Source organism: Carboxylicivirga agarovorans (assembly GCF_050589845.1).
GTDB classification, from domain to species: domain Bacteria; phylum Bacteroidota; class Bacteroidia; order Bacteroidales; family Marinilabiliaceae; genus Carboxylicivirga; species Carboxylicivirga agarovorans.
In genome coordinates, this window is sequence record NZ_JBNGPA010000001.1 from 115204 (window position 1) to 136316 (window position 21113).

The following is a 21113-nucleotide window of genomic DNA, read 5'->3' on the forward strand; positions in this document are numbered from 1 at the left end:
TGTTGTGCATGCTAATAGTTCATGACCATGAATAATGGTATGAAATGTGATGCTTTCCTATTTTTCTATACTCTTTGGATGACTGACGAAAATCGTCTATGGTAATCCGATAAATGAGAAGCTAAACCTGTTTTATTAATGGCAATAAAAAAGCCTCCCTAAAAAAGGAGGCTTAAATACTATCTATGACAGGATAATTATTTTATAAATACTTTTTGCTGACTGGCCTTATTTCCACCACTTACTTTCACAATGTAAACACCGGCATTGACATTTAAGTCTTTTGAGAACCTGCGACCTGTGAAACTATCGGACATTACCAATGAACCAGACAAGGTATAAACATCAATTCTTTTCTCATTGACATTCCATTCATTGCTAACCATTAAAGTTGAACCATTTTGTATGTAAATGACCATATCATTATCATTTACATCATCGATATCAGTTGGCACTTCTGTTTTTGGAGTAACATTAAAATGCAAAACAAAGCGTGAATGATCTTCTCCTGCAGCAGCAGTAAACTCATAAACCGTAGAGCTGCTCATTGGTGTCAGATTACCATTTGCCTTATCTTCCAGCACTACTTCATATTCTTCAGTAAGGTTATCAAGACCAACTATTTTCAACGACTGCTTTCCTTCAACAGCCTTAATACCAATTGCCTGACCATGATTGGAAGTCAATTGTGGCAAAACGTTAATTACTGCCTTTTTCTCATCAACCATTGAATAAATAAATGAGTAATCCGTTCCACTTTGCATTAACTGTTGGGAGTCAAATTTATTCATCTCAAAGGAGCCATTCTCTCTGAGTGCAATAACCGCCTCATCTGTTAAACCAAAGTCATTACTAAGCTTTAATCTTAATACGTCAGTTTCAACAGGCTTTGCTGTCGACTTTAATGAAACACCTGTCGCATGTACCCTGTTCGAGGCACTCATATACAATTTATCTCCAGCACCTGCACTTGCAGCAGTTTTGATGTAAAATGCCTGTCCCGGTGCAATAATTCCATCGAAAGAAGTTGATCCAAGACCACTGAATACATTAAACGCTTCAAAGCTTTTACCAGCATTTGTATCCGAATTGGAAACGTACACTGTACCATCTGTACTTGCAAAATCGCCTGTTCCATCCTCATTAACAGGTAGTTGGTAGTGCGATGGATAAGGATTGGCCACTATTTGCCACCCTGTTTGCAGTGTTCTGCCATAAACATCACTGTTATTAACAAGACCTGTATGAGACAAGGTTACCTGACTCACAGCCTTGAATTGATATCCGCGAAGTATATCTTCGGAATCAACCGTAGAAGTAAATTCAAAACCGGCGTCATCTGCCAGATTAACCAGACCGCTGCTTTGATAATCATACAACGCGTATTCTGTACCTCCTGATTCAACATCTCTGTATACCTGCATGGATGGATTATAAATCGGATGTCCCATAAACCACCAGTGCAAGGCACCTAAAGTCCATGTGAAAGTAATATCACCGGTTACAGTACCTTTAAAAATGACAGATGAAGGAGTTCCATCAGAATTAGATACAACTAAATTCCCATTGGTGGTAATATCATTTAAAAAGGTTACTCTTGCCCCTTCTTCAATTAATAAACTACCAGTTGTTATAGTAACGGCTGCGATCTTCACCTCACCCATCGAAGAGGTGATCTTGGCATCTGAACCATTTGTAATCTTATCTATAACAATTCTACTAAAATCTGTTGGTTGATTGCCATCCAACCAGTTCGTCGCTTCCGTCCATACATCACTTGTTCCTCCCTGCCATGTAACAGGCGGGATCAGTGTAGGATCATCAACATTCTCAATCAGATCTTCAATAACATCATCAGACAGAACAGGTGGGTCTGCGGTAATCAAATCACCTAAATCACCTAAATCACCACCATCGCCAACTAAACCACCTCCGTCATTAGGGTCACTTAGGAATACTGTTCCTTCATTGGTCTCCTTATTTCCACCAATATCATAGCTTCCACCAACAACAAGAACCCCTGTTGCTTCAATCGTATTGTCCTCACTATTACCACTACTCTGAATGTTCAGGCTTCCTGTTACAACAAGAGTTCCATTAACAGTCAATTTCGCAGCTCCATTTGTAATTATATCAAGATCACCTGCTACAAAAAGGTATGACCCCGCATCGATGGTCACAGATTCTGTTGTAACACTACCATTAATCTTAATGTCACTATTACCACTAAGAGTAATTGATGCAGTGTTTCCTCCATCGTATTCTGCAGTTACCCCACTAACATTCAATGGATCAGGTAATACTTGTGCACTTGCATTAAAAAGCACACAAAACATAACTAGCAAAACTGTGTAAAAATATCTCATATCCAATTATTTTTCTCGCATCAGGCTGTATTCACTTTAAATAAGCCATATTCGTAACTTATACGTACAAAGTACAAATGGTTACAACTATATTTTTTGTACGAAAGCACTCTGCAAAAGTAATATAATATTGTATTAATGAATTAAATTCTTTGATGATTAAACCTTTTTAAGAGACGAATACAACACTTACCCTCAATACGTTATTGTGCATTCCCGACAATAAAACATTAATCAGAGAACCTCTCACACACTTAAGTATTATGATATTAAGCAATTGCACCTTTTCATGATCACCTAAATTTATTCAGCACAAAAAAAGCCCGTCATAAAACGGGCTTCTCCTCTATAATGTTTTCTTCTATTCCACTTTTCTTAATGCTTTCCAATCGGCCACACAGCATATTTTTCCTTTTAGCGCCGGACATTTCTCTTCAAGAATACGCTCTACATCAGCAGGACGTTCCAGTCCATTGAAAAGTTCCAGTGGGAAATCTGCATCCGACAATTCAGGCTCCGTATCCACATTGCGCAATCCGAATGTTCGTACTTCAATTTCCTCGAAGCCTGGCATTATTTGCTTGTTACTTTTAATATAACTAAAGGCTCCAACCCTGTCTTCGGCTACTACAGGCACCACATGAAAGGCTTTATCTACCTGCGGTAGCAATAATTGCCTGAACTCACGCCCTGAAATACCCAATACCATCGATAATACAATACCTCCTGATATAATAATCTCACCCGGTTTGTAACGCTGGTAATTAAAATGGATCGGGTGTGTGTTTTTAAAATAGGTGGCCCAAAACAGGTTTTCACTTTTTCCCACAGGCCTTACAAAGGGATGCAAGAGCAAATCGCCCTCATTGAAATCGTCAATTTTGTTTTCAATGGATATACCCCTTACACGAGCTAATATTTTCTCTTTAAAATGGTGATTTTTCAATGAATCAGCCATGGTATTACCTGCTTCCTGTATAATATTGATTCGGGGAAACAAAGTAACACGTTCAAGGGTAAATACCGGCTCTCCCTTTTGATTGGATAACACATGCTCAGATACAACCGTTGAATAATTACCGTTTGAGGTATCCTTAACATCTTTAACCTTAATCACACATGAAAAAGTATCTCCTGCAAAAGCAGGATTCAGGTACAAGGCATTACGAATTTCAAGATGCAGGAGGCTTGAGTGCGCAAAGTTTTCAACACCCAGGCTCAGCGTCAGGTTCATCAGGAATCCATAGGGTAAAAACATCTCATGAAAACCAAGAATCCCTGCAAACTCACGGCTATTCTCCGGGTATGAAGAGGTTGGCATCAGTCCGCTCCATAAACTATGAACCGACTCATCAACGGTGATATTAAAGTGACTAACTATTTCCTGACCTATGGATACGCGGTTAATATCCAAGCCATAATTCACTTTTCTGTTTGGTTTAATAAATCCTTGCATGGTTAATTTGAATGAGTCACAAAAATAAAGCTTTTAATGGTAGAAATAATGCTCTATACAAGGGCAGTAGCAAGAAATTGACGCTCAACTTTCAATCATAACAACAAATTAGCCTTACTACTTTCAAATTTTCAGGTCATATCTTTTCATCCTTTGAGATAATAAGGAAAGATGTTTAAAAAAATCACATGCACTTACCTGCACTTATGTACAGCCTGTTATATTTTAAACGCATATCATCCGTTTTATTGAGTTTTATCACACCTTCTTCCAACTACTTTATCTCAATTTCCAATTCTGCTCCGGTCAATTCGTTTTCATTACCATATTCAACAATTCCAAGGATACTATACTTACCACTTATCAAAGACGATGGTAAATGAAAGCTGATTGCACGATTAGCTCCAGGCAATACCGTAACAGGTGTGGTTTGAATATGTGATGATTCCCCTGTTTGAAGACTTACAACATCGAGGTATGAATTACAATCTAAAATGGTTTCACCTGTATTTTCTAGCTCCAGCACCAACTCCTGTTGATTATTGGCGTTGGCTCCCTTATGAAAAAAGCGTGTTATACTGGCATCCTTATACAGGACTGCAGGAGACGTTTGGAAGATATGAATAAGCAAGCGGTTCAAGTGCCTGCTTTTTTCATTGGCAGAGATAGTATTATCCGGTCTGTTACCATTAGATAGTAAAACATTGGCTACCGCCCAACGAACCCCATTTACAGAAGGTCGATCGGGCAGCTGCAAGGTGATTTCCACATCGCGCATGGCACCAGGTGCCAGTTCGATTAATGCCGGTGACGCTGAAAGCCATTGGGCACATCCATGCTTGTAATCACTATCTTTTATAAGCTGGGTTTTTCCCTTATTGCCTTCGGAGCAAAAGTTGTTAAAAGTAATTGTAAATGTTTGAGTAACGCTGCCATTATTAGTGATTCGAATGCGTTGACTTTTAAATCCGCCAGGCGCTTCATTAAAACTTAAACGAGATGGAGAGACTGAAACGTTTTGTGCATTCAAATTCACTAATCCATACAGGCAAACACACTGTATTAATAATACAAGCTTTCTCATGTGCAAATGACTTTATCCAACTACCCTTTTTTTGCTCAGGTAACATACTGCCAATTGGGGGCTGCAGCTAATTGAGACTTTTATTAATTGATTTCAAAGACGTCAGACTCCCCTCCTGCTCCTGCACAACCGGCAAAGGAAACGCATTATCAACAGCCTTGGTAATTGGCTAATCTTTAACATGAAAAGTGGTTGTTTTCCATATGCAGATACATGAATCCGCTTCAGCAATTTCTTCGCTCTGTTCTTCTTACCTACGTCATTTACACATACTCCTGTAATCACCGAATGGTTTCAAAAAATGTGATATTTAAACGGTTGCCTTCCTTTTTTTTTAGTAACCCTTTTTAAACTAATGAACTGAATGACTGTCGCTACCAAACACCATGAATTTTTTTATCACATTTTGAACAGTGACCATCCATTTGCAAATCATTTCTAATGGAATATCCATGTCGACTGATCTGTGTTTCAAGACAGTGCGGACAAATAGTATCTGAAAACGAATTGTGGCCGATATTACCAACATAAATATATCGAAGCCCTTTCTGTGCGGCCAGATCGGCAATGGTCATTAGCACTTCAGAGCGAGTGGCATCTACATGCATGAGCTGATGGGTGGGCACGAAGCGGTTTATATGAATGGGCACATGGCAAAAATCATTATCTATCAGCCAGTCAAACATTTTATCGATCACCTGCAGATCATCGGAATACCCCGGCACAATCAGGTTGGTTATTTCAAGCCATACACCGGCCTGCTTAAGCGTTAAAAGCGTATTTAACACTGGTGTTAAACGAATACCACATAGTTGCTGATACACCTCATCATCAAAGCATTTGAGATCAATATTAGCTGCATCAAGATAGTTGCTCAACTCAATGAGCGGTTGTGGATTTATATATCCGGCCGAAACCATAATGTTCTTCAAGCCCTTTTCTTTAGCTAAACGGGCTGTATCAAGCATATATTCATAATACACTACCGGATCAGTGTAAGTATAGGAAATAGAGTCGCACGCATTGTCAATCGCCATTTTAACCACCTCATCAGGGTATAAAACAGTGTTCCTGATCTCATTGGGTGACACCTGTGAAATACTATGGTTCTGACAATTCAAGCAAGCCAGGTTGCAGCCTGCTGTTGAGAGCGAAAGGGTTTTAGTACTGGGTAAAAAATGGTTTAAAGGTTTCTTTTCTACGGGATCGATATGTAAGGCACAAGGATTACCATAAGCTGTCGTTATCAATACGCCTTGCTTGTTGGTGCGGGTTCGGCACAGGCCTGTTTCACCATCAGTCAGGCGGCATGCATGCGGACACAAACCACAGATGATAAGCCCTTCCTTTTTCCGGTAATACCTTGCCTCATGTTTCATCTTTATCCGTAATAATCAGTGCTTCGTAGGTATAAATATCTGCGTCTTTCCAGCCATCCCATCCTATTTTGGCTTTTTCTCCTGAGCAATGCCCCAAGAACTCTTCAATACTCCAGTTGTTCCTTGTTCCCACCTTTGGTAAAAAGGTACCCTGACTAAAGCCCTTCCTGATATAGATTCCATGCCTGCCCATCTCTATTTCGCTGATATCATCAATTAATTGCAAGGGTGTCAGAAGAGAAATCTCTATGCTCATATCATCCAGATCTTCTGCCACGAGTGCTGTAAAACGGGAGTCATAAAAAGCAGCATCCACAGCCAGTTTTGCTATAAGTTCATGAAGCGCCAGCTTGCTTTCAAATTGGCCGATGCACCCCCGTAATTCATTCTTACAATATACAGATACAAAAACTCCGGACACATCAAGATCAGGACTGTTCACATCTTCCTGTTCTTCATTCAGGTGACGACACACAGCATTGCGGGCTAACTGAAGCAGAGCCCGCTTTTCTTCATTGCTTAAGCTGTATACCTCTTTTGATTCAGAAACAGCGATTGCCTGATAACCGACCACACGTGAGCTATCCCTGGTCAGTTTCATACCGGAATGTTCATAATTTAGAGGAGTATAGAAAATGGCCTTATTGTGTGTTATATATTGTAAAGTAAGTACCGCGCTCCAACCACATAAGCCGGTAAGCAGATTGGGGGACAAACTCTCCTTCTGATTATCAAGACGCCGAATTAACTCTTCGGGTTTATTGAGGCAAATAACATCAGTGGTAGTTTTATCTTCCTCTACGGCATAAGAGGCAGGCGGATAGTGTGAAAAATCGGTACTGATAACAAATAGATTGGATGGCGTAAAATAATCCTGCAGCTGCGCTGCTATTTCCTGTATTTCAGTTATATCTTTTGAACCGATCAATATGGGCACAATACTTACTCCAGGAAGGAGTTCCTGAATAAAAGGCAGCTGCACTTCAAGAGAATGTTCTTCGCTGTGCATATCATCACCCAAATGAAAGCAAGTACTTTTTGCACAAAGCTCATCGATAATTTGTTTGTTAAGTACAATTTCTCCCAATGGTGTTTCAAAGCTTGAAGCTGCTGATAATGCCGCTCCTGAATAACTGGCTTTATGACTTGAACCTATCAGAAAAACTGTCTCAAAAGATTCATCTTTGATTTGCCCGTAGGCAGCGGCTGCTACATTTCCTGAAAATACGTAACCTGCATGTGGTACAATTAATGCCCGGATAGGCAACAGCTGTTCATCTTTTTGATGCTCGTTAAGGTAATGTTTCAGCTGTGCCACCAGCGATTTTTGATCACCAGGGTAAAATACTCCCGCCACAGCTGCTTCCCTCTTCATTTTTTTAAAAAACTTTCTACTAAAGTTACGAATCTTTTACGCTATCTGAAAATCAACTAACAAAGCCCGTTTTACTTTACATGAAGGGTAATTATCTGAAATATTTTTCCAACTTTTTTTATCCCAAAATTTGCAATCAAAAGAAAAGCATATATCTTTGCACCCGCAATTGAGAAAAACAAGGATGACTCAGTAGCTCAGCTGGTAGAGCAACGCCCTTTTAAGGCGTGGGTCCAGGGTTCGAATCCCTGCTGAGTCACCAACTTTAGATCTTATAACGTAAGGTCTGTATTTTGAAAGCCGACAAAAGTCGGTATGAGGATGACTCAGTAGCTCAGCTGGTAGAGCAACGCCCTTTTAAGGCGTGGGTCCAGGGTTCGAATCCCTGCTGAGTCACCAAATTTTAAGACCTGTATCAGGTCTGTATCTTGAAAGCCGATAAAAGTCGGTATAAGGATGACTCAGTAGCTCAGCTGGTAGAGCAACGCCCTTTTAAGGCGTGGGTCCAGGGTTCGAATCCCTGCTGAGTCACCAACATTAAAGCTTCGATTATACGAAGCTTTTTTTGTTTGTATTATATCAGATTCCTCTTTATTAAATCAAGCTAAGCCCGGGTAAATAACTAAGGACACGCACCCACAAATAAGTAAGGACATGTACCCACGAATAAGTAAGGCCTCTAAACTGCCCTTTTAGCTCTATTTATGCATTAAATGTTTCAGTGGTCAATACTTTGTGAAGTATATGTTGATTTGCTTACCTTAGTTATTTTAGTTTGCCTTTACCATTTCGATAAAAGCCTGAGTTATTTCTGTAGTTTGATCTTTCCCTCTTTTTTTATATTCTGCCCATGGGCATCCTCCTGAGGTTATTATGTTTCCATCTTTTACTAAACCATTTCCTGCATAAACACTCCCCTCAAAAGCACTTTTTGCGCTTTGGTCAGAATACAACGCGTATTTTTTGTCTTTGAGAGCACCTGCTTCAGCAAGTAAATATACCGAAGCAACCTGAGCTGCAATGGGTTTATTTCTTTCAACAGCACTTTTTACAAAAGAAACAATCTCCTCTGTTGTATTATCGACTATCATGCATGGAATTATAAATCCATCGTAATCATCAATTTTTACATCGCTTAGCTTGTGATCGGGAGTTAGTGAAACAGAACCTTCATGAAGTCTTTCTCCGGAAACTGTTGCAGTGCTTACTTCAAAACCCGATTTCTTAAGCATTTGACTCATCTTAAGTGCTTCATTTTCCAGCATAAATTCTAACTGTGAAGATTCTTCTTTTATTAAAATGAGCACCTTTTTGGTATTTTGAGACTGAGCAATAGAGCAGGTAAAGAGTGCAATGAGTAACAACGCAATTTTCATGATTACAGTTTTAAAGGAACAACAATGGCAAAGATTACTAGCATAACCAATTATGTTATACATTGTTCACAACAAACTTAACACTTATCAGGCTTTAGTGTATTGAAAAAGAGGAAAAAAAAGACTTTAAATAAGGAGTATACTCTGCGCTCATGTCGCTATATTCTAATCTCTGCTTACCTTCTTCATTTGCCTGTTTATCTCAACATGCCGGCATCGCCATTTAGCACTTAGTAGGTCAATGTTCCCTGAATGTATTAATTGATGCAACCCCTTTATACCTATTTCTATTAACACAGAATCATTTCGAAACTCTAATCTTTGTTAAAGACTGTAAAGCTCCAATCTTTTGGTACAGCTATTGTTTTAACACAGTCATATATTAACATTTAAAAATTTGAAGCCATGATACTAGTTAAATTTTTCCTCGTTGCCGTAGTTACCATAGTTAGTGCCGCCATATTATTAGCAGTTGTAGACACGGTAAGTCAACTTAAACAGTAATTTCTTTATAGTTTCCCTATACATTACCCGCCGCCAGTGAACCCCAATCATTGGCGGCTTTTTTAGCCTTAAAACAATGGCTTGTTTTATTGCTTATTCCACTCTCTTTTTAAGGTTGCATATACCACATCATCAACCCATTTGCCGTCAATGAGCAAGCTCTCAAGAAAATGTGCTTCCTTTCTAAAGCCCAGTCGATCAAGCAAACCAATGGACTTTATATTCTGTGGATCAACCGAACCAATAATCCTGTGCTTGCCCAGTGTGTTGAATAAATAATCCATAACCACTCTCATAGCTTCGGCTGCATAACCATTACCATGTTTATTTTTAGCCAGGGTACAGCCCAGTTCAGCTTGTTCATCTCCGATAAAATGTATGCCTAAATCACCTATTAGCATTGAGCTTTCCGCTTCAATAATTGCCAGTTGAAACCAGGTATCGGCACGGTTGATCTCCTGTGATACCTTTCGTAAGAAATCATAAACATCATTTATTGTGTCAGGAATCCACCCCTGGTATTTATTAGTTTCTGAATCTGAACGATAGTTAAACATCGCATGGGCATCTTCTGTGGCTACAGGACGTAGAATTAGCCTTTCTGTTCGTAATTCTATATAAGCTTTCATGTTAATACATCCAATAATAATTAAACGCTGTATTAGCGGCAATGTAATCCAATAATTTTCCAATCACTAAATTTTCACATGCAAATAGGTTTAGTGTCTGAAAATTAAAACCCTTGCCATAGTCCCAAATTTCTTTCTCTCCATGCCTGTTCTGATACCAGTATATGCCTTTTGAATCAGTCACATTAACAGGCCATGCTTACAATTATTTTTGAACAATAAGTTATTATAATGCAACAAATGAACCACTTAAGACGTTAGAATCTAAAATAGGCCTATCTCAAAGTCCGTTAAAAAATGATCTGCCATGAGAAAAACACACCAACTACTGACATTACTAAGCTGCCTTCTTTTTATCGTTCACCATTCCAATTCTCAAAGCATTGTAAGTTCGGTTGAGAAAGATTACCCCGGTGTACACACTGTTGTAATTAATGGTTATTACAGTCAGGTTGAAGTTATTGGCTCCAGCACTTCAACGGTTCACCTTAAAGCCAATATTTCATCATCTCTTCACCCCTACCTGACCATTCATCACAAAAGTGAAAATGGAACACTAAGCATTGAGGTTGATCAACCTAAATCGAACCCTGATAATACCAAGGGGCTTATTGCCCTTACAGTTCCATCGAGGACAAATATCGTTGTTAAAAACACCAATGGGCAGGTTATATTGAAAAACCTGTCGGGCACCAAACAAACCATCAATACCACCTTAGGAAAGGTACATGTTGAAAACATTACAGCTACTCTTGATGTAGAGACCGTATCGGGCGATGTAACAATAGCCGGATTGAAGGGGCAATTGCAGGTATCAGCCCAGCTGGGAAATCATGTACTAAGACGTATTACGGGCGAATCAACTGTTAATACAGGGAGGGGGCATGTCTCCATCAGTGAGCATAGCGGTCCACTAAAGGTTCAAACTACCAGTGGACGTCAGACAATTAAAACGATGAAGGGAAATATGGACCTGGTTTCCACAGAAGGTGATCTCACATTAATCAATATTCAAGGAAATATTAATGCTGAGTCGACTTCAGGCAAGGTTAATATTGAGCAGGCCTCTGGCATATTAACCATTAATACAGTTGCGGGAAGTCAAACGGGTAAGGCAGTGCGACTGACCGGAAACTCATCATTTACATCACTATCAGGTAACATCTATTTTCAGTTATCCAACACTCAGAACGAGTTTAGCTTTTTAATGAATTCCAAATCAGGTATGCTAAAAGCTTATTCTAATACCGGACGTAGAAATCTGACCCTCGGTTCAGGTCCTATTAACATTAATACTCAAACAGCATCGGGTAATCAAACGTTTCATTAAACCTACCATATTTCTAAGGTGCATTGTGGGTTAAGCCAATGGAACTCATACAACATTGAAACAGATGACACTGAGTAAAGAGGCTATCCAAATTTTAAGTTTCACGCAAAGGCCGCTAAGAATTACGCCAAGACAACAAAGTATATGATGTTACTTTTCAACCCCTTGCGTTCTTTGCGAGCAATATCCTTCATTTTGGACATCCTCTTGCCTGACAATAAATAGTATACCATTTAAAATTAAAAGGACACTGCCGCAATATCATGCGGCAGTGTCCTTTTTATGATCGATAAGTTATCAGTTAAACTACTGCTGTGTCCAGCCACCACCCAAGGCCTTATACAGGAACACCATTGACAGCAGTTCATCCCGTTTGGCATTATTCAGTTGTATTTCGGCATCTAGAAGACTTCGTTGGGCATCTAACAGATCCAGGTAATTAATTACACCATTGAGGTATTGCAATCTGGCCAACTTCTGATAGTTGCGTGATGCAGCTTCGAGGTTGGACTGCGCCTGATACACTTCTTGTGCTTTTCTTACGGTCATTATTGCGGCGTTGGTTTCCTGAAAAGCCGTTAAAACAGTTTGCTGATAGGCATAAATCTGTTGTTCAAGCAAGGCCTCGGTTACTTTTTGTCTCGCTTTTAACTTCCCTCCCTGAAAGACAGGTGCCAATATATCGCCTGCAATAAACCAATAGGGTGATTTTAACAACTCGCCTAAGTCATCGTTTTCCCTGCCAAAGCTTGAGGTTAATGAAAAACGGGGGAAACGGTCGGTGGTGGCCACGCCAACCTGGGCATTGGCAGCAATAAGCTCCTGTTCAGCCTTGCGTATATCCGGTCGACGCTCCAGCAATTGAGCTGGTAATCCGGCCGGCAGCTGATCAGGCATTTCCTGCTCATCAAGTCCTGTCCACTGGTCTATTTCACTTTTATAGGTACCTAATAACAAAGCCAGGGAATTTTGTGTCAGTCTTATTTTACGTTCCAGTACCGGCAATAGTGTCATCGTCTTAGCCAGTTCCACTTCTGCCTGTTGAACGGATGTTTCTGATGTCAATCCACCCCTAAATCGTTTATTGGCAAAGTTCACGCCTGCCTCCCGCGCCTTCAGGGTCTGACTGATAATCTCGAGTTCGTCATACTGAGCAATCAGAATAAAATAGGTTTCGGCAACTTCGGCCACTATCGTCATTTGCAAAGCCCGCTGCCCCTCTTGTGTGGCCAGATACTCGGCAATGGCAGCTTCACGCCCCCACCTGATATTACCCCACAGATCGAGCTCCCAGCTCAAGGTCCCTTTCAGTTCCAATTCTGGTGATATTTCCTCATTATTTCCGCCGAAATTCTCCATCTCATTCTCTGCATGAAAATCAGCCTTTAAATGTGGATACAAGTCGGCAGAAGCAATACGTTTGGCAGCCATGTATTGCTTTAGACGCGCCGTGGCTATCAGCATATCCTTATTATTCTCAAGCGCTTCATTGATAAGGTTCTGAAGAATCGTATCAGTATACAGTTCCCACCAGGCCAGATCATCAATGGTACTTGTATCAATACTCATCTCCTCTAACTTATTGGGCAGGTTCAATTCGGGACGCGTATATTTTTTGCCCACCTTACAGGAGGTACTCAGCACCACCAGCAGCGTCAATACAGTAACAACTTGAAATAAAGGTTTTAATATATGTCTGTTCATTATCGTTTACTTTAAGCGCTTAGTAATTTTCTCTTTAAGCTTATAGGTCACCACAAAGAAAAATGGCACCAATACAATACCCACTGTAATGGCGACCAACATTCCAAAGAACACTCCTGTACCAATTGAATGACGGCCTGCTGATCCTGGTCCTGTTGCCAAAACCATTGGCAGCATGCCTAATACAAAAGCAAGGGAAGTCATAACAATAGGTCTGAAACGCAGTTTGCCGGCTAATATGGCAGCCTGCACCACATCCATGCCTTTATCAACTTCAACCTTTGCAAATTCAACAATCAGGATGGCATTTTTTGCCGCTAAGCCGATAAGCGTCACCAGGCCAATCTGGAAATATATATCGTTTTCCAATCCTGTGACCCATATTCCGGCAAATGCTCCCAAAGCAGCAATAGGCAGTGATAACAAAACTGCAACAGGCACCAGCCAGCTCTCATATTGAGCCGCCAGAAACAAAAAGACAAAAAGGAAAACCAGTCCCATGATCATACCTGTCTGACCTCCTGCCTGCTTCTCCTGGTAAGATAAACCACTCCAGTCGAGCCCTATGTTATCGGGTAAATGATTCTCTACTAATTCTTCCATTACTTCCATAGCCTCTCCAGAACTGTATCCACTGGCCGGCACACCCCTTATTATAGCTGATGAAAACATATTGAAGCGCTTGATATTACCCGGTCCGGTTGTATAACTGGTGTTTCCCAAAGCCGTTAAAGGCACCATGGCTCCGTCTGCCCCTTTTACAAAGAATAAACCCAGGGTGTTTTGGTTGGCGCGATACGGTGCTTCGGCCTGAATATATACTTTATAAATACGATTAAACATATTAAAGTCATTCACATACACCGAGCCCAAAAAGGCTTTCATAGTAGAAAACACGTCGGCCAGTGGAATGCCCAACAGCTTAACCCGGTCACGGTTAACATCAAAATAAAGCTGTGGTATATCAGCCTGCAATGCCGATGAGATATTATTCAGCTCTTTACGTTGCGATGCATAGTACAATAAGGTATCAGTGGCTTCTACAAGGTTTTCCCAGCTTGCACCCGACTTAGCCTGCAGTTGCAGCTCAAAACCGCCTGAAGTACCCAATCCCGGAATGACAGGTGGTTTATTAAAGAAGAAGCGTGCCTCAGGAATTGAGTGCAGGTCTTCACGTGCTTTATCAATGACACTTTGAAGACTTAATTCATCATCTGTCCGCTCAGCCCATGGTTTTAATGTTACAGTAAGATCAGCTCTCGACTGATTAACCCCTACACGCGGGCTTGTACCTGAAATACTCTGAACATATTCAACAGCCTCCTGCTGCATAAAGTAATCCACCACTTTGGCGGTAATGATTCTCGTACGCTCCAGCGAGGCCCCTTCGTTTAATTCAATTTCGACATTGAAGAATCCCTGATCTTCTTCTGGAATAAAAGATGTGGGTATCACCCGCCCCAGTATAAAAATAAAAATAAGTGCCATTCCAAAACCTGCCAACACGCGCTTAGGATTGCCAACAGCCTTGTTAAGTATACCCTGATACTTATTATTACTGAAATCAAGCCAGGAATTTATTTTCCTAAAAACAATGTGCTTCTTTGTTCCTCCCGGTTTAAGAATTATGGCACACATGGCCGGGCTCAAGGTTAGAGCCACAACCGTTGATATCAATACTGAAACAACAATGGTTACTGAAAACTGCCTGTATAATTCACCCGTTATACCTGCCAGGAAACTTACCGGCACAAATACCGCTGCCAGCACCAAAGATGTAGCGATCAGGGCTCCCGACAGATCTTTCATGGCTTTATGAGTAGCTTCACGCGGTCCCACTTTTTCTTCTTCCATGATGCGTTCCACATTTTCAACTACCACAATGGCATCATCAACCACGATACCAATAGCCAGAATTAAGCCCAGTAATGTTAGCATATTCAATGAAAAGCCCATGGCCATCATAAAACCGAATGTTCCGATCAGTGAAATAGGAACTGCGATAACAGGTATGACCGTTGCCCGCCAGTTTTGAAGTGACAGAAACACCACGATCACTACCAACAATAATGCCTGAAACAAAGTAAGATATACTTCTTTTATCGACTCCTTAATATAATCGGTCATATCAAAGGGGATCAGGTAATCCAGTCCTTCAGGAAAATTACGGCTGATGTCAGCTATAGCCAGGCGCACATTTTCAGCAACTTCAACAGCATTGGCTCCCGGTAACAGGTAAATAGCCAGCATAGCGGCATTACCATTGTTGATACCACTTTCCTGTGTATAAGACGAAGCTTCCAGAGACACTCGGGCGACATCACGCATGCGAATGATGGTGCCATCCGTATTGGCTCTTACAACAATCTGTTCAAACTCGGTTGCTGTCTCCAGGCGCCCTTTGGTTGAAATGGGCATTGTAACATCAATGTACTGCATGGGTTGCAAACCCAGTTCACCTGCAGCCGACTCGCGGTTCTGATCTTTTAGAGCATCCTGCAGATCCTTTACTGTTAATCCAAAACTGGCCAAACGATCTGGCATTACCCATATGCGCATCCCGTAATAACGGCTTCCACGGTTAGAAACACGTCCTACTCCCGGAATACGTCTCAGCACATCCAACACATTGATGGTCGCAAAGTTACTCAGGTATATTTCGTCAAATTTAGGATCTTCAGATACCAGGCAAATGGTCATTAACTGACTGGATGACTGTTTTTCAACCTCCAGTCCGTTTTGCACTACCTCTGCCGGTAAACGCGACTCTGCAAGCTTAACGCGGTTTTGGATTTCAACGGCTGCCAGGTCAGGATCGGTGCCTACCTCAAAGGTCACGTTAACCGATATACTTCCTGAATTGGAACTACTTGACTCCATATAGATCATTCCCGGTGTTCCATTCAGCTCCTGTTCAATTGGGGTTGACACAGCCTGTGAAACAGTTAATGCACTTGCTCCCGGGTAAGATCCGCTGATCTTTACAACCGGTGGAGTTATTTTAGGGTATTGGTCAATGGGCAAAAACATTAAACCAATAATCCCGATTAATACGATCAGTATAGAAATGACGGACGAAAAGACCGGTCTTTCAATAAAAAATCCTGGTTTCATTAGTCTGCTTTTTGGTCCGTTAATACATTCGTTGTGGGCTCAACAGCTTTCACCTTTACACCTGGGTTTAGCTTTTGTTGTCCTTCGGTAATTATTTGTTCATTGGCTCCCAGACCTCTTTCAACAACAATGCTGTTTCCTATCTCAGGTCCTGTTTCAACAAACCGCTTTTCGGCAATGCTATCCCGACGCATGACGTAAACGAAGCTTCCTCCTTTTTCGATGATCAATGATTTACGCGGAATAACAATGGCACCCTCAATAATATCAAGCAGGAATTTAACCTTGGTGAATTGCCCCGGTAACAATACCTGGTTGGGGTTAGCTAACTCAGCTCTTACACCAAAGGTTCCTGTTTTAGGGTCTACCTGAGGATCAGCAAAGTCAACAATACCTTCAATCGGATATTCTCTGTTATCGGCTAAAGTTACTTTAACAGTAGGCTGCCACGAGCGTGTACTGTCAGTCTCTCCAATGGCCACATTTCTTTCTCTGCTTCGCAGATAGTCAAGCGCTGTCATTTTAAAGTCAACCAAAACGGTATCACTTTGCACAACAGTGGCTAATAAGGAGTTATTACCCGGTCCGACCAAAGCTCCTATATCTACATAACGCTGACTGATGTTACCTTTTAAGGGTGAACGAACAGTGGTAAAATCAAATTCCAGCTGATACTGAGCAAGGTTAGCCTCACTCATGGCCACTGCGGCAATGGCACTCTCCTGGGCAGCTTTGGCATTATCCAGATCAAGCTCACTGGCGGCATTTTCCATGAACAAAGGTTCAATACGCTTTAAATCACGATTGGCTTTATTAAAGGAAGCAACATCACTTTTAAGCTGAGCTTTAGCCTTATCAAGTCTGGCTTTATATTGCGACTGGTCAATTAAGAATAATACCTCGCCCTGCTCCACGCGTTTACCTTCATCAAACATCATTTTTTGAAGGTAGCCTTCTACCCTGGCTCGTACTTCAACATAACGGTAGGCCCGTATCCGACCTACATATTCACCATAAAGTTTTACATCATCTTTTTGAACAGAAGATATTACAACAGCCGGATAGTGAGGCTTTTCCTCTTTTTTACAGGCAGTAATACATAGTACTATTACTATCAGCCCAATAATCTTTTGAGTCATAGTTTGTTTAGGTTATTTGAATCGAAAGCATAAATGTAACGAATTTGATAAAAACCTTTCCTATTTTAACAAGGATTATAACAATAACCGGATAAGTGTACCATTCAAAGGCGTGGCTGATTGCGATTAAAATTAATACCGCATTAACCATTTTGTTACATTTGCTGTAACAGCGTCATGAACCAAAGTTGTTAACAATTTAAACTCAACACAGTCAATGAAAGTACTTATCTTCTATACCAAAGAATTCGCTTACACCCCATCTCAGAAGAACCTTGATAACGCCCCGGATCCGGGCGAACCTAAAACATTTAACAATTGCCTGTTGGCCTGTATTCAAATCGAAGCAGCAGACGAAGAGAAAGGCATTCGCAGCAGGGAGAAGAAACTGGCCAACCATTTGAAATGGGCAGCACGTAAAAACAACACCACCAACATTGTACTTCACTCATTTGCGCACTTATCAGACTCCAAAGCTTCTGTTGATTTCACCCATGCTTTGTTTAACGACGCGCAATCACGGCTTGAAAATGCCGATTATCAGGTTGCTCAAACGCCCTTTGGCTACTTTCTGGACCTGAAAATTGATGCTCCCGGCTTTTCACTGGCACGTATCTGGGCTGAACTGTAAGATGTTGGAATGTGCGATGTTAGATGTAAGGATGTTGGGATGTAAGGATTGTAGTAGATCTGCAGATTGAAGAACTAATTTGTATTCTGGTATGAGTAATTTTTCCTAACCTATAATAATCTAACAATGAATCAGAAAATCCTGAAAGACAGAACTAAAAAATTTGCCATTGATGCAATTAGCTTAACTGAAGAATTACCTCAAAACTAACTGAGTAATCATATAAAATCTCAATTAATCAGATGTCCATCATCTATTGCTGCCAAATACAGAGCCGCATGTTTAGCGCAATCAAAAGCAACATACATTGCCAAATTAAGTATCGTAATCGAAGATGCTGACGAATGTGAATTTTGGATGGAGATGATTATTGACAAAGAACTAGTGGCAGTAGATTCAGTCGGAAAACTAATTAATGAAGCACATGAACTTGCATCAATCTTTATAGTAACACGCAAATCTCTTAGAAATAATTGATAAAATTCATATCGTACATCCTAACATCGAATATCCAAACATCTAACATCGAATATCCCTACATCCCCTTATTTTCCCGATTCATCCTTATTTTATGAGCTCATGTTGTTAATTACTTTACATTTGTTGACGGAGAGATGAAAAAAAATTATCACGACATGCATCCTTTTAAAAACGATGTTGTCATTACCACGATTAATTAACCTATACGAATTACAACCTAAATCTTTTCCATGGATTTAAAAAGACGAATGTGGGCAGTAATTGCTCTATTTTCTCTTGTACTTGCAACAACAACAGCACAGGAGAAATTCACCATTAGCGGCGAAGTTATTGATGCTGAAACAGGAGAAGCGCTGATTGGTGTAACCATTTACACAGCTGACAAAACCACTGGTACAATGACCAATACCTATGGCTTTTATTCCTTAACACTTCCCCAGGGAGAACAAACCATTCTTTACAGTTTTGTAGGATACGAAACGCAACAGCGACAAATAGATCTGAAGTCTGATCAAAGTATTAAGATCCATCTAAAAACCAACGAAACAGCATTAAGCGAAGTAGTGGTAAGTGCTGAAAAAAAAGATAAAAACATTACAGCTACGCAGATGACGGGAGAAAAGCTGGATATGAAAACCATCGATAAACTGCCTGTTTTATTTGGTGAACGTGATGTTTTAAAAACCATACAGCTATTGCCGGGTATTAGCACCGTTTCGGAAGGTGGCAATGGTTTTAGTGTACGTGGTGGTTCCATTGATCAAAACCTGATCTTATTGGATGAGGCGCCGGTATACAGTGCGTCGCACCTTATGGGTTTTTTCTCGGTTTTTAATGCTGATGCCATTAAGGGCATGACAGTATACAAAAGTGGTATTCCTGCCAATTATGGCGGACGAGCTGCCTCAGTACTGGATATAACCATGCGCGATGGAAACATGAAGAAGTTTCAGGGATCAGGTGGTATTGGACTATTGGCTTCCCGCCTGACACTCGAAGGTCCTATCATTGAAGATAAGATGTCGTTTATTGTATCAGGCAGGCGCAGTTATGCAGACCTGATGGCCAAAGGCGCCAATCAAATTGACAGTGATACCAAAATGTATTTCTATGATCTGAATGCCAAACTTAATTGGAAAATTAACGATAACAACAGGTTGTTTTTATCAGGCTACTTTGGTAAAGATGATTTCGGATTCGAGGATTTAGGTATGGATTGGGGCAATACAACAGCTACATTGCGCTGGAATCACTTATTTAGTTCCCAATTATTTTCTAATACCACAGCCCTATACAGTGAATATGATTATGGCTTCAACTTTGGCGACCGCGGCAGCATGTCGTCGGGCATTAAAGATGTAAGTCTGAAGCAGGATTTTACCTGGTATGCCAACCCGCAAAACACCATGAAATATGGCTTAAATATGACCTACCATACTTTCTACCCTGGTGAGTTTTTGTTTGAAGACAATACCATATCAGATATAAAAGTAGCTGAAAAGCAGGCCCTGGAATCGTCAGTATACATTAGTAATGAACAAAAAATAGGCACAAAACTAACGCTCGATTACGGATTAAGAGCATCCATGTTTAACCAGTTTGGTGCCGGTGAGAACATTACTTATGATGATGACAATAATATTGTTGATAAAGAGTATTTCGGTAAGGGAGAAATCATGAAGAGTTATTATGGTCTGGAACCACGTATTGGTCTTAACTATCGTATGAATAGCAAAAGCTCATTTAAAGCTTCATATAACCGTATGGTCCAGTACCTTCATTTAATGTCAAACAGTACATCAGGGCAGCCAACCGACACCTGGATGCCAAGCTCCTTTAACATTGAACCAACAACCGTCAATCAATATTCGCTGGGTTTCTTCCGCAACTTTATGGACAACACCTTTGAGTTCTCGGCAGAAACATATTATAAATCAATGAACAACATTAGTGATTACAAGGATGGAACACAGGTAATGCTCAACGAAGATATTGAATCGTACGTATTGCAAGGGGAAGGCCGTAGTTATGGAATGGAGCTGTATCTTAAAAAGAAATACGGGGCATTTACCGGCTGGATCAGTTACACCTTGTCAAACACCGATAATAAAATAGAAGGCATCAATGATGGCGACTGGTATGATTCATCGTACGATAAAACCCATGATGTATCGGTTGTAACCAGCTACCAGTTCACCGACCGTGTTTCTGTATCGGCCAACTGGATATTCTATACTGGTAATGCAGTAACTTTTCCCAGTGGCAAATACGAGTTTGATGGCAATCAGGTTCCTTATTATACAGAGCGAAATGGTTACCGCATGCCCGATTACCACCGCCTGGATCTGAACGTTCATCTCGAAGGTAAGGGGAAAAGCCGTATCAGGTCGAGCTGGGATTTCTCCCTCTACAATCTCTACAACCAGATGAATGCGTATACGATTAATTTCCGTGAGAACGAGAATAATCCCAACGTAACAGAAGCAGTCAAACTTAGTCTATTTGGTATTGTTCCATCGGTTACCTGGAACTTTAAATTCTAAACT

Annotated in this window: 14 protein-coding genes and 3 tRNA genes; 7 read left to right on the forward strand and 10 right to left on the reverse strand. The window is 40.7% G+C overall.

Translation table 11 applies throughout. The annotated features are described in order from the left end of the window. Window positions 1–197: 197 nt before the first annotated feature. The 5 genes from ACRD69_RS00430 to amrB all read right to left on the reverse strand — a co-directional run bounded on the left by ACRD69_RS00430 (window position 198) and on the right by amrB (window position 7660). A complete protein-coding gene (locus ACRD69_RS00430; RefSeq protein ID WP_430813080.1) occupies window positions 198–2366 on the reverse strand; it encodes a T9SS type A sorting domain-containing protein in 2169 nt (722 codons plus the stop codon). Between the two features lie 361 nt (window positions 2367–2727). Beyond that, window positions 2728–3822 (reverse strand): FAS1-like dehydratase domain-containing protein, encoded by a 1095-nt coding sequence (locus ACRD69_RS00435; protein ID WP_430813081.1) that lies wholly within the window; start codon window positions 3820–3822, stop codon window positions 2728–2730. Window positions 3823–4096: 274 nt separating this feature from the next. Beyond that, on the reverse strand, window positions 4097–4906 hold the full coding sequence (locus ACRD69_RS00440; RefSeq protein ID WP_430813082.1) for a fimbrial biogenesis chaperone: 810 nt from the start codon (window positions 4904–4906) through the stop codon (window positions 4097–4099). A 374-nt stretch (window positions 4907–5280) separates the two neighbouring features. Continuing rightward, a complete protein-coding gene (gene amrS / locus ACRD69_RS00445) occupies window positions 5281–6285 on the reverse strand; it encodes an AmmeMemoRadiSam system radical SAM enzyme (protein WP_430813083.1) in 1005 nt (334 codons plus the stop codon). Next, entirely contained in the window at window positions 6275–7660 is a 1386-nt protein-coding gene (gene amrB / locus ACRD69_RS00450; protein ID WP_430813084.1) for an AmmeMemoRadiSam system protein B, read from the reverse strand. Before amrB ends, amrS begins: the two co-directional genes overlap by 11 nt. Before the next feature lie 186 nt (window positions 7661–7846). Between amrB and ACRD69_RS00455 the strand changes: the two genes are divergently transcribed. From ACRD69_RS00455 to ACRD69_RS00465, 3 genes are all read left to right on the forward strand, one after another. After that, window positions 7847–7922 (forward strand) — tRNA-Lys (locus ACRD69_RS00455). Between the two features lie 61 nt (window positions 7923–7983). Then, window positions 7984–8059 (forward strand) — tRNA-Lys (locus ACRD69_RS00460). Between the two features lie 59 nt (window positions 8060–8118). After that, a tRNA-Lys gene (locus ACRD69_RS00465) sits at window positions 8119–8194 on the forward strand. 236 nt (window positions 8195–8430) lie between these two features. Here the strand turns inward: ACRD69_RS00465 and ACRD69_RS00470 are convergent. Together ACRD69_RS00470 and ACRD69_RS00475 are read right to left on the reverse strand one after the other, a co-directional pair. Continuing rightward, entirely contained in the window at window positions 8431–9036 is a 606-nt protein-coding gene (locus ACRD69_RS00470) for a DJ-1/PfpI family protein (RefSeq protein WP_430813085.1), read from the reverse strand. Between the two features lie 590 nt (window positions 9037–9626). Continuing rightward, window positions 9627–10169 (reverse strand): GNAT family N-acetyltransferase, encoded by a 543-nt coding sequence (locus ACRD69_RS00475; protein WP_430813086.1) that lies wholly within the window; start codon window positions 10167–10169, stop codon window positions 9627–9629. A 307-nt stretch (window positions 10170–10476) separates the two neighbouring features. Here ACRD69_RS00475 and ACRD69_RS00480 point away from each other — a divergent pair, with 307 nt between their 5' ends. Then, window positions 10477–11499 (forward strand): DUF4097 family beta strand repeat-containing protein, encoded by a 1023-nt coding sequence (locus ACRD69_RS00480; RefSeq protein ID WP_430813087.1) that lies wholly within the window; start codon window positions 10477–10479, stop codon window positions 11497–11499. 306 nt (window positions 11500–11805) lie between these two features. Here ACRD69_RS00480 and ACRD69_RS00485 read toward each other — a convergent pair whose 3' ends face one another. The 3 genes from ACRD69_RS00485 to ACRD69_RS00495 are packed head-to-tail and all read right to left on the reverse strand — an operon-like array spanning window position 11806 to window position 17456. Then, window positions 11806–13203, reverse strand: coding sequence for an efflux transporter outer membrane subunit (locus ACRD69_RS00485; RefSeq protein WP_430813088.1), 1398 nt, complete (start codon window positions 13201–13203; stop codon window positions 11806–11808). 6 nt (window positions 13204–13209) lie between these two features. After that, entirely contained in the window at window positions 13210–16317 is a 3108-nt protein-coding gene (locus tag ACRD69_RS00490; RefSeq protein WP_430813089.1) for an efflux RND transporter permease subunit, read from the reverse strand. Continuing rightward, complete coding sequence (locus ACRD69_RS00495; protein WP_430813090.1) at window positions 16317–17456, reverse strand: efflux RND transporter periplasmic adaptor subunit; 1140 nt, start codon at window positions 17454–17456, stop codon at window positions 16317–16319. The genes ACRD69_RS00490 and ACRD69_RS00495 overlap by 1 nt, the downstream gene beginning before the upstream one ends. A 217-nt stretch (window positions 17457–17673) precedes the next feature. Between ACRD69_RS00495 and ACRD69_RS00500 the strand changes: the two genes are divergently transcribed. The 3 genes from ACRD69_RS00500 to ACRD69_RS00510 all read left to right on the forward strand — a co-directional run bounded on the left by ACRD69_RS00500 (window position 17674) and on the right by ACRD69_RS00510 (window position 21110). Continuing rightward, window positions 17674–18087, forward strand: coding sequence for a threonyl-tRNA synthetase editing domain-containing protein (locus ACRD69_RS00500; protein WP_430813091.1), 414 nt, complete (start codon window positions 17674–17676; stop codon window positions 18085–18087). A gap of 222 nt (window positions 18088–18309) precedes the next feature. After that, window positions 18310–18564: a four helix bundle protein gene (locus ACRD69_RS00505; protein WP_430813420.1), complete on the forward strand. Its 255-nt coding sequence runs from the start codon at window positions 18310–18312 to the stop codon at window positions 18562–18564. A gap of 233 nt (window positions 18565–18797) precedes the next feature. Beyond that, window positions 18798–21110 (forward strand): TonB-dependent receptor, encoded by a 2313-nt coding sequence (locus tag ACRD69_RS00510; RefSeq protein WP_430813092.1) that lies wholly within the window; start codon window positions 18798–18800, stop codon window positions 21108–21110. The last annotated feature ends 3 nt before the right edge of the window (window positions 21111–21113 follow it).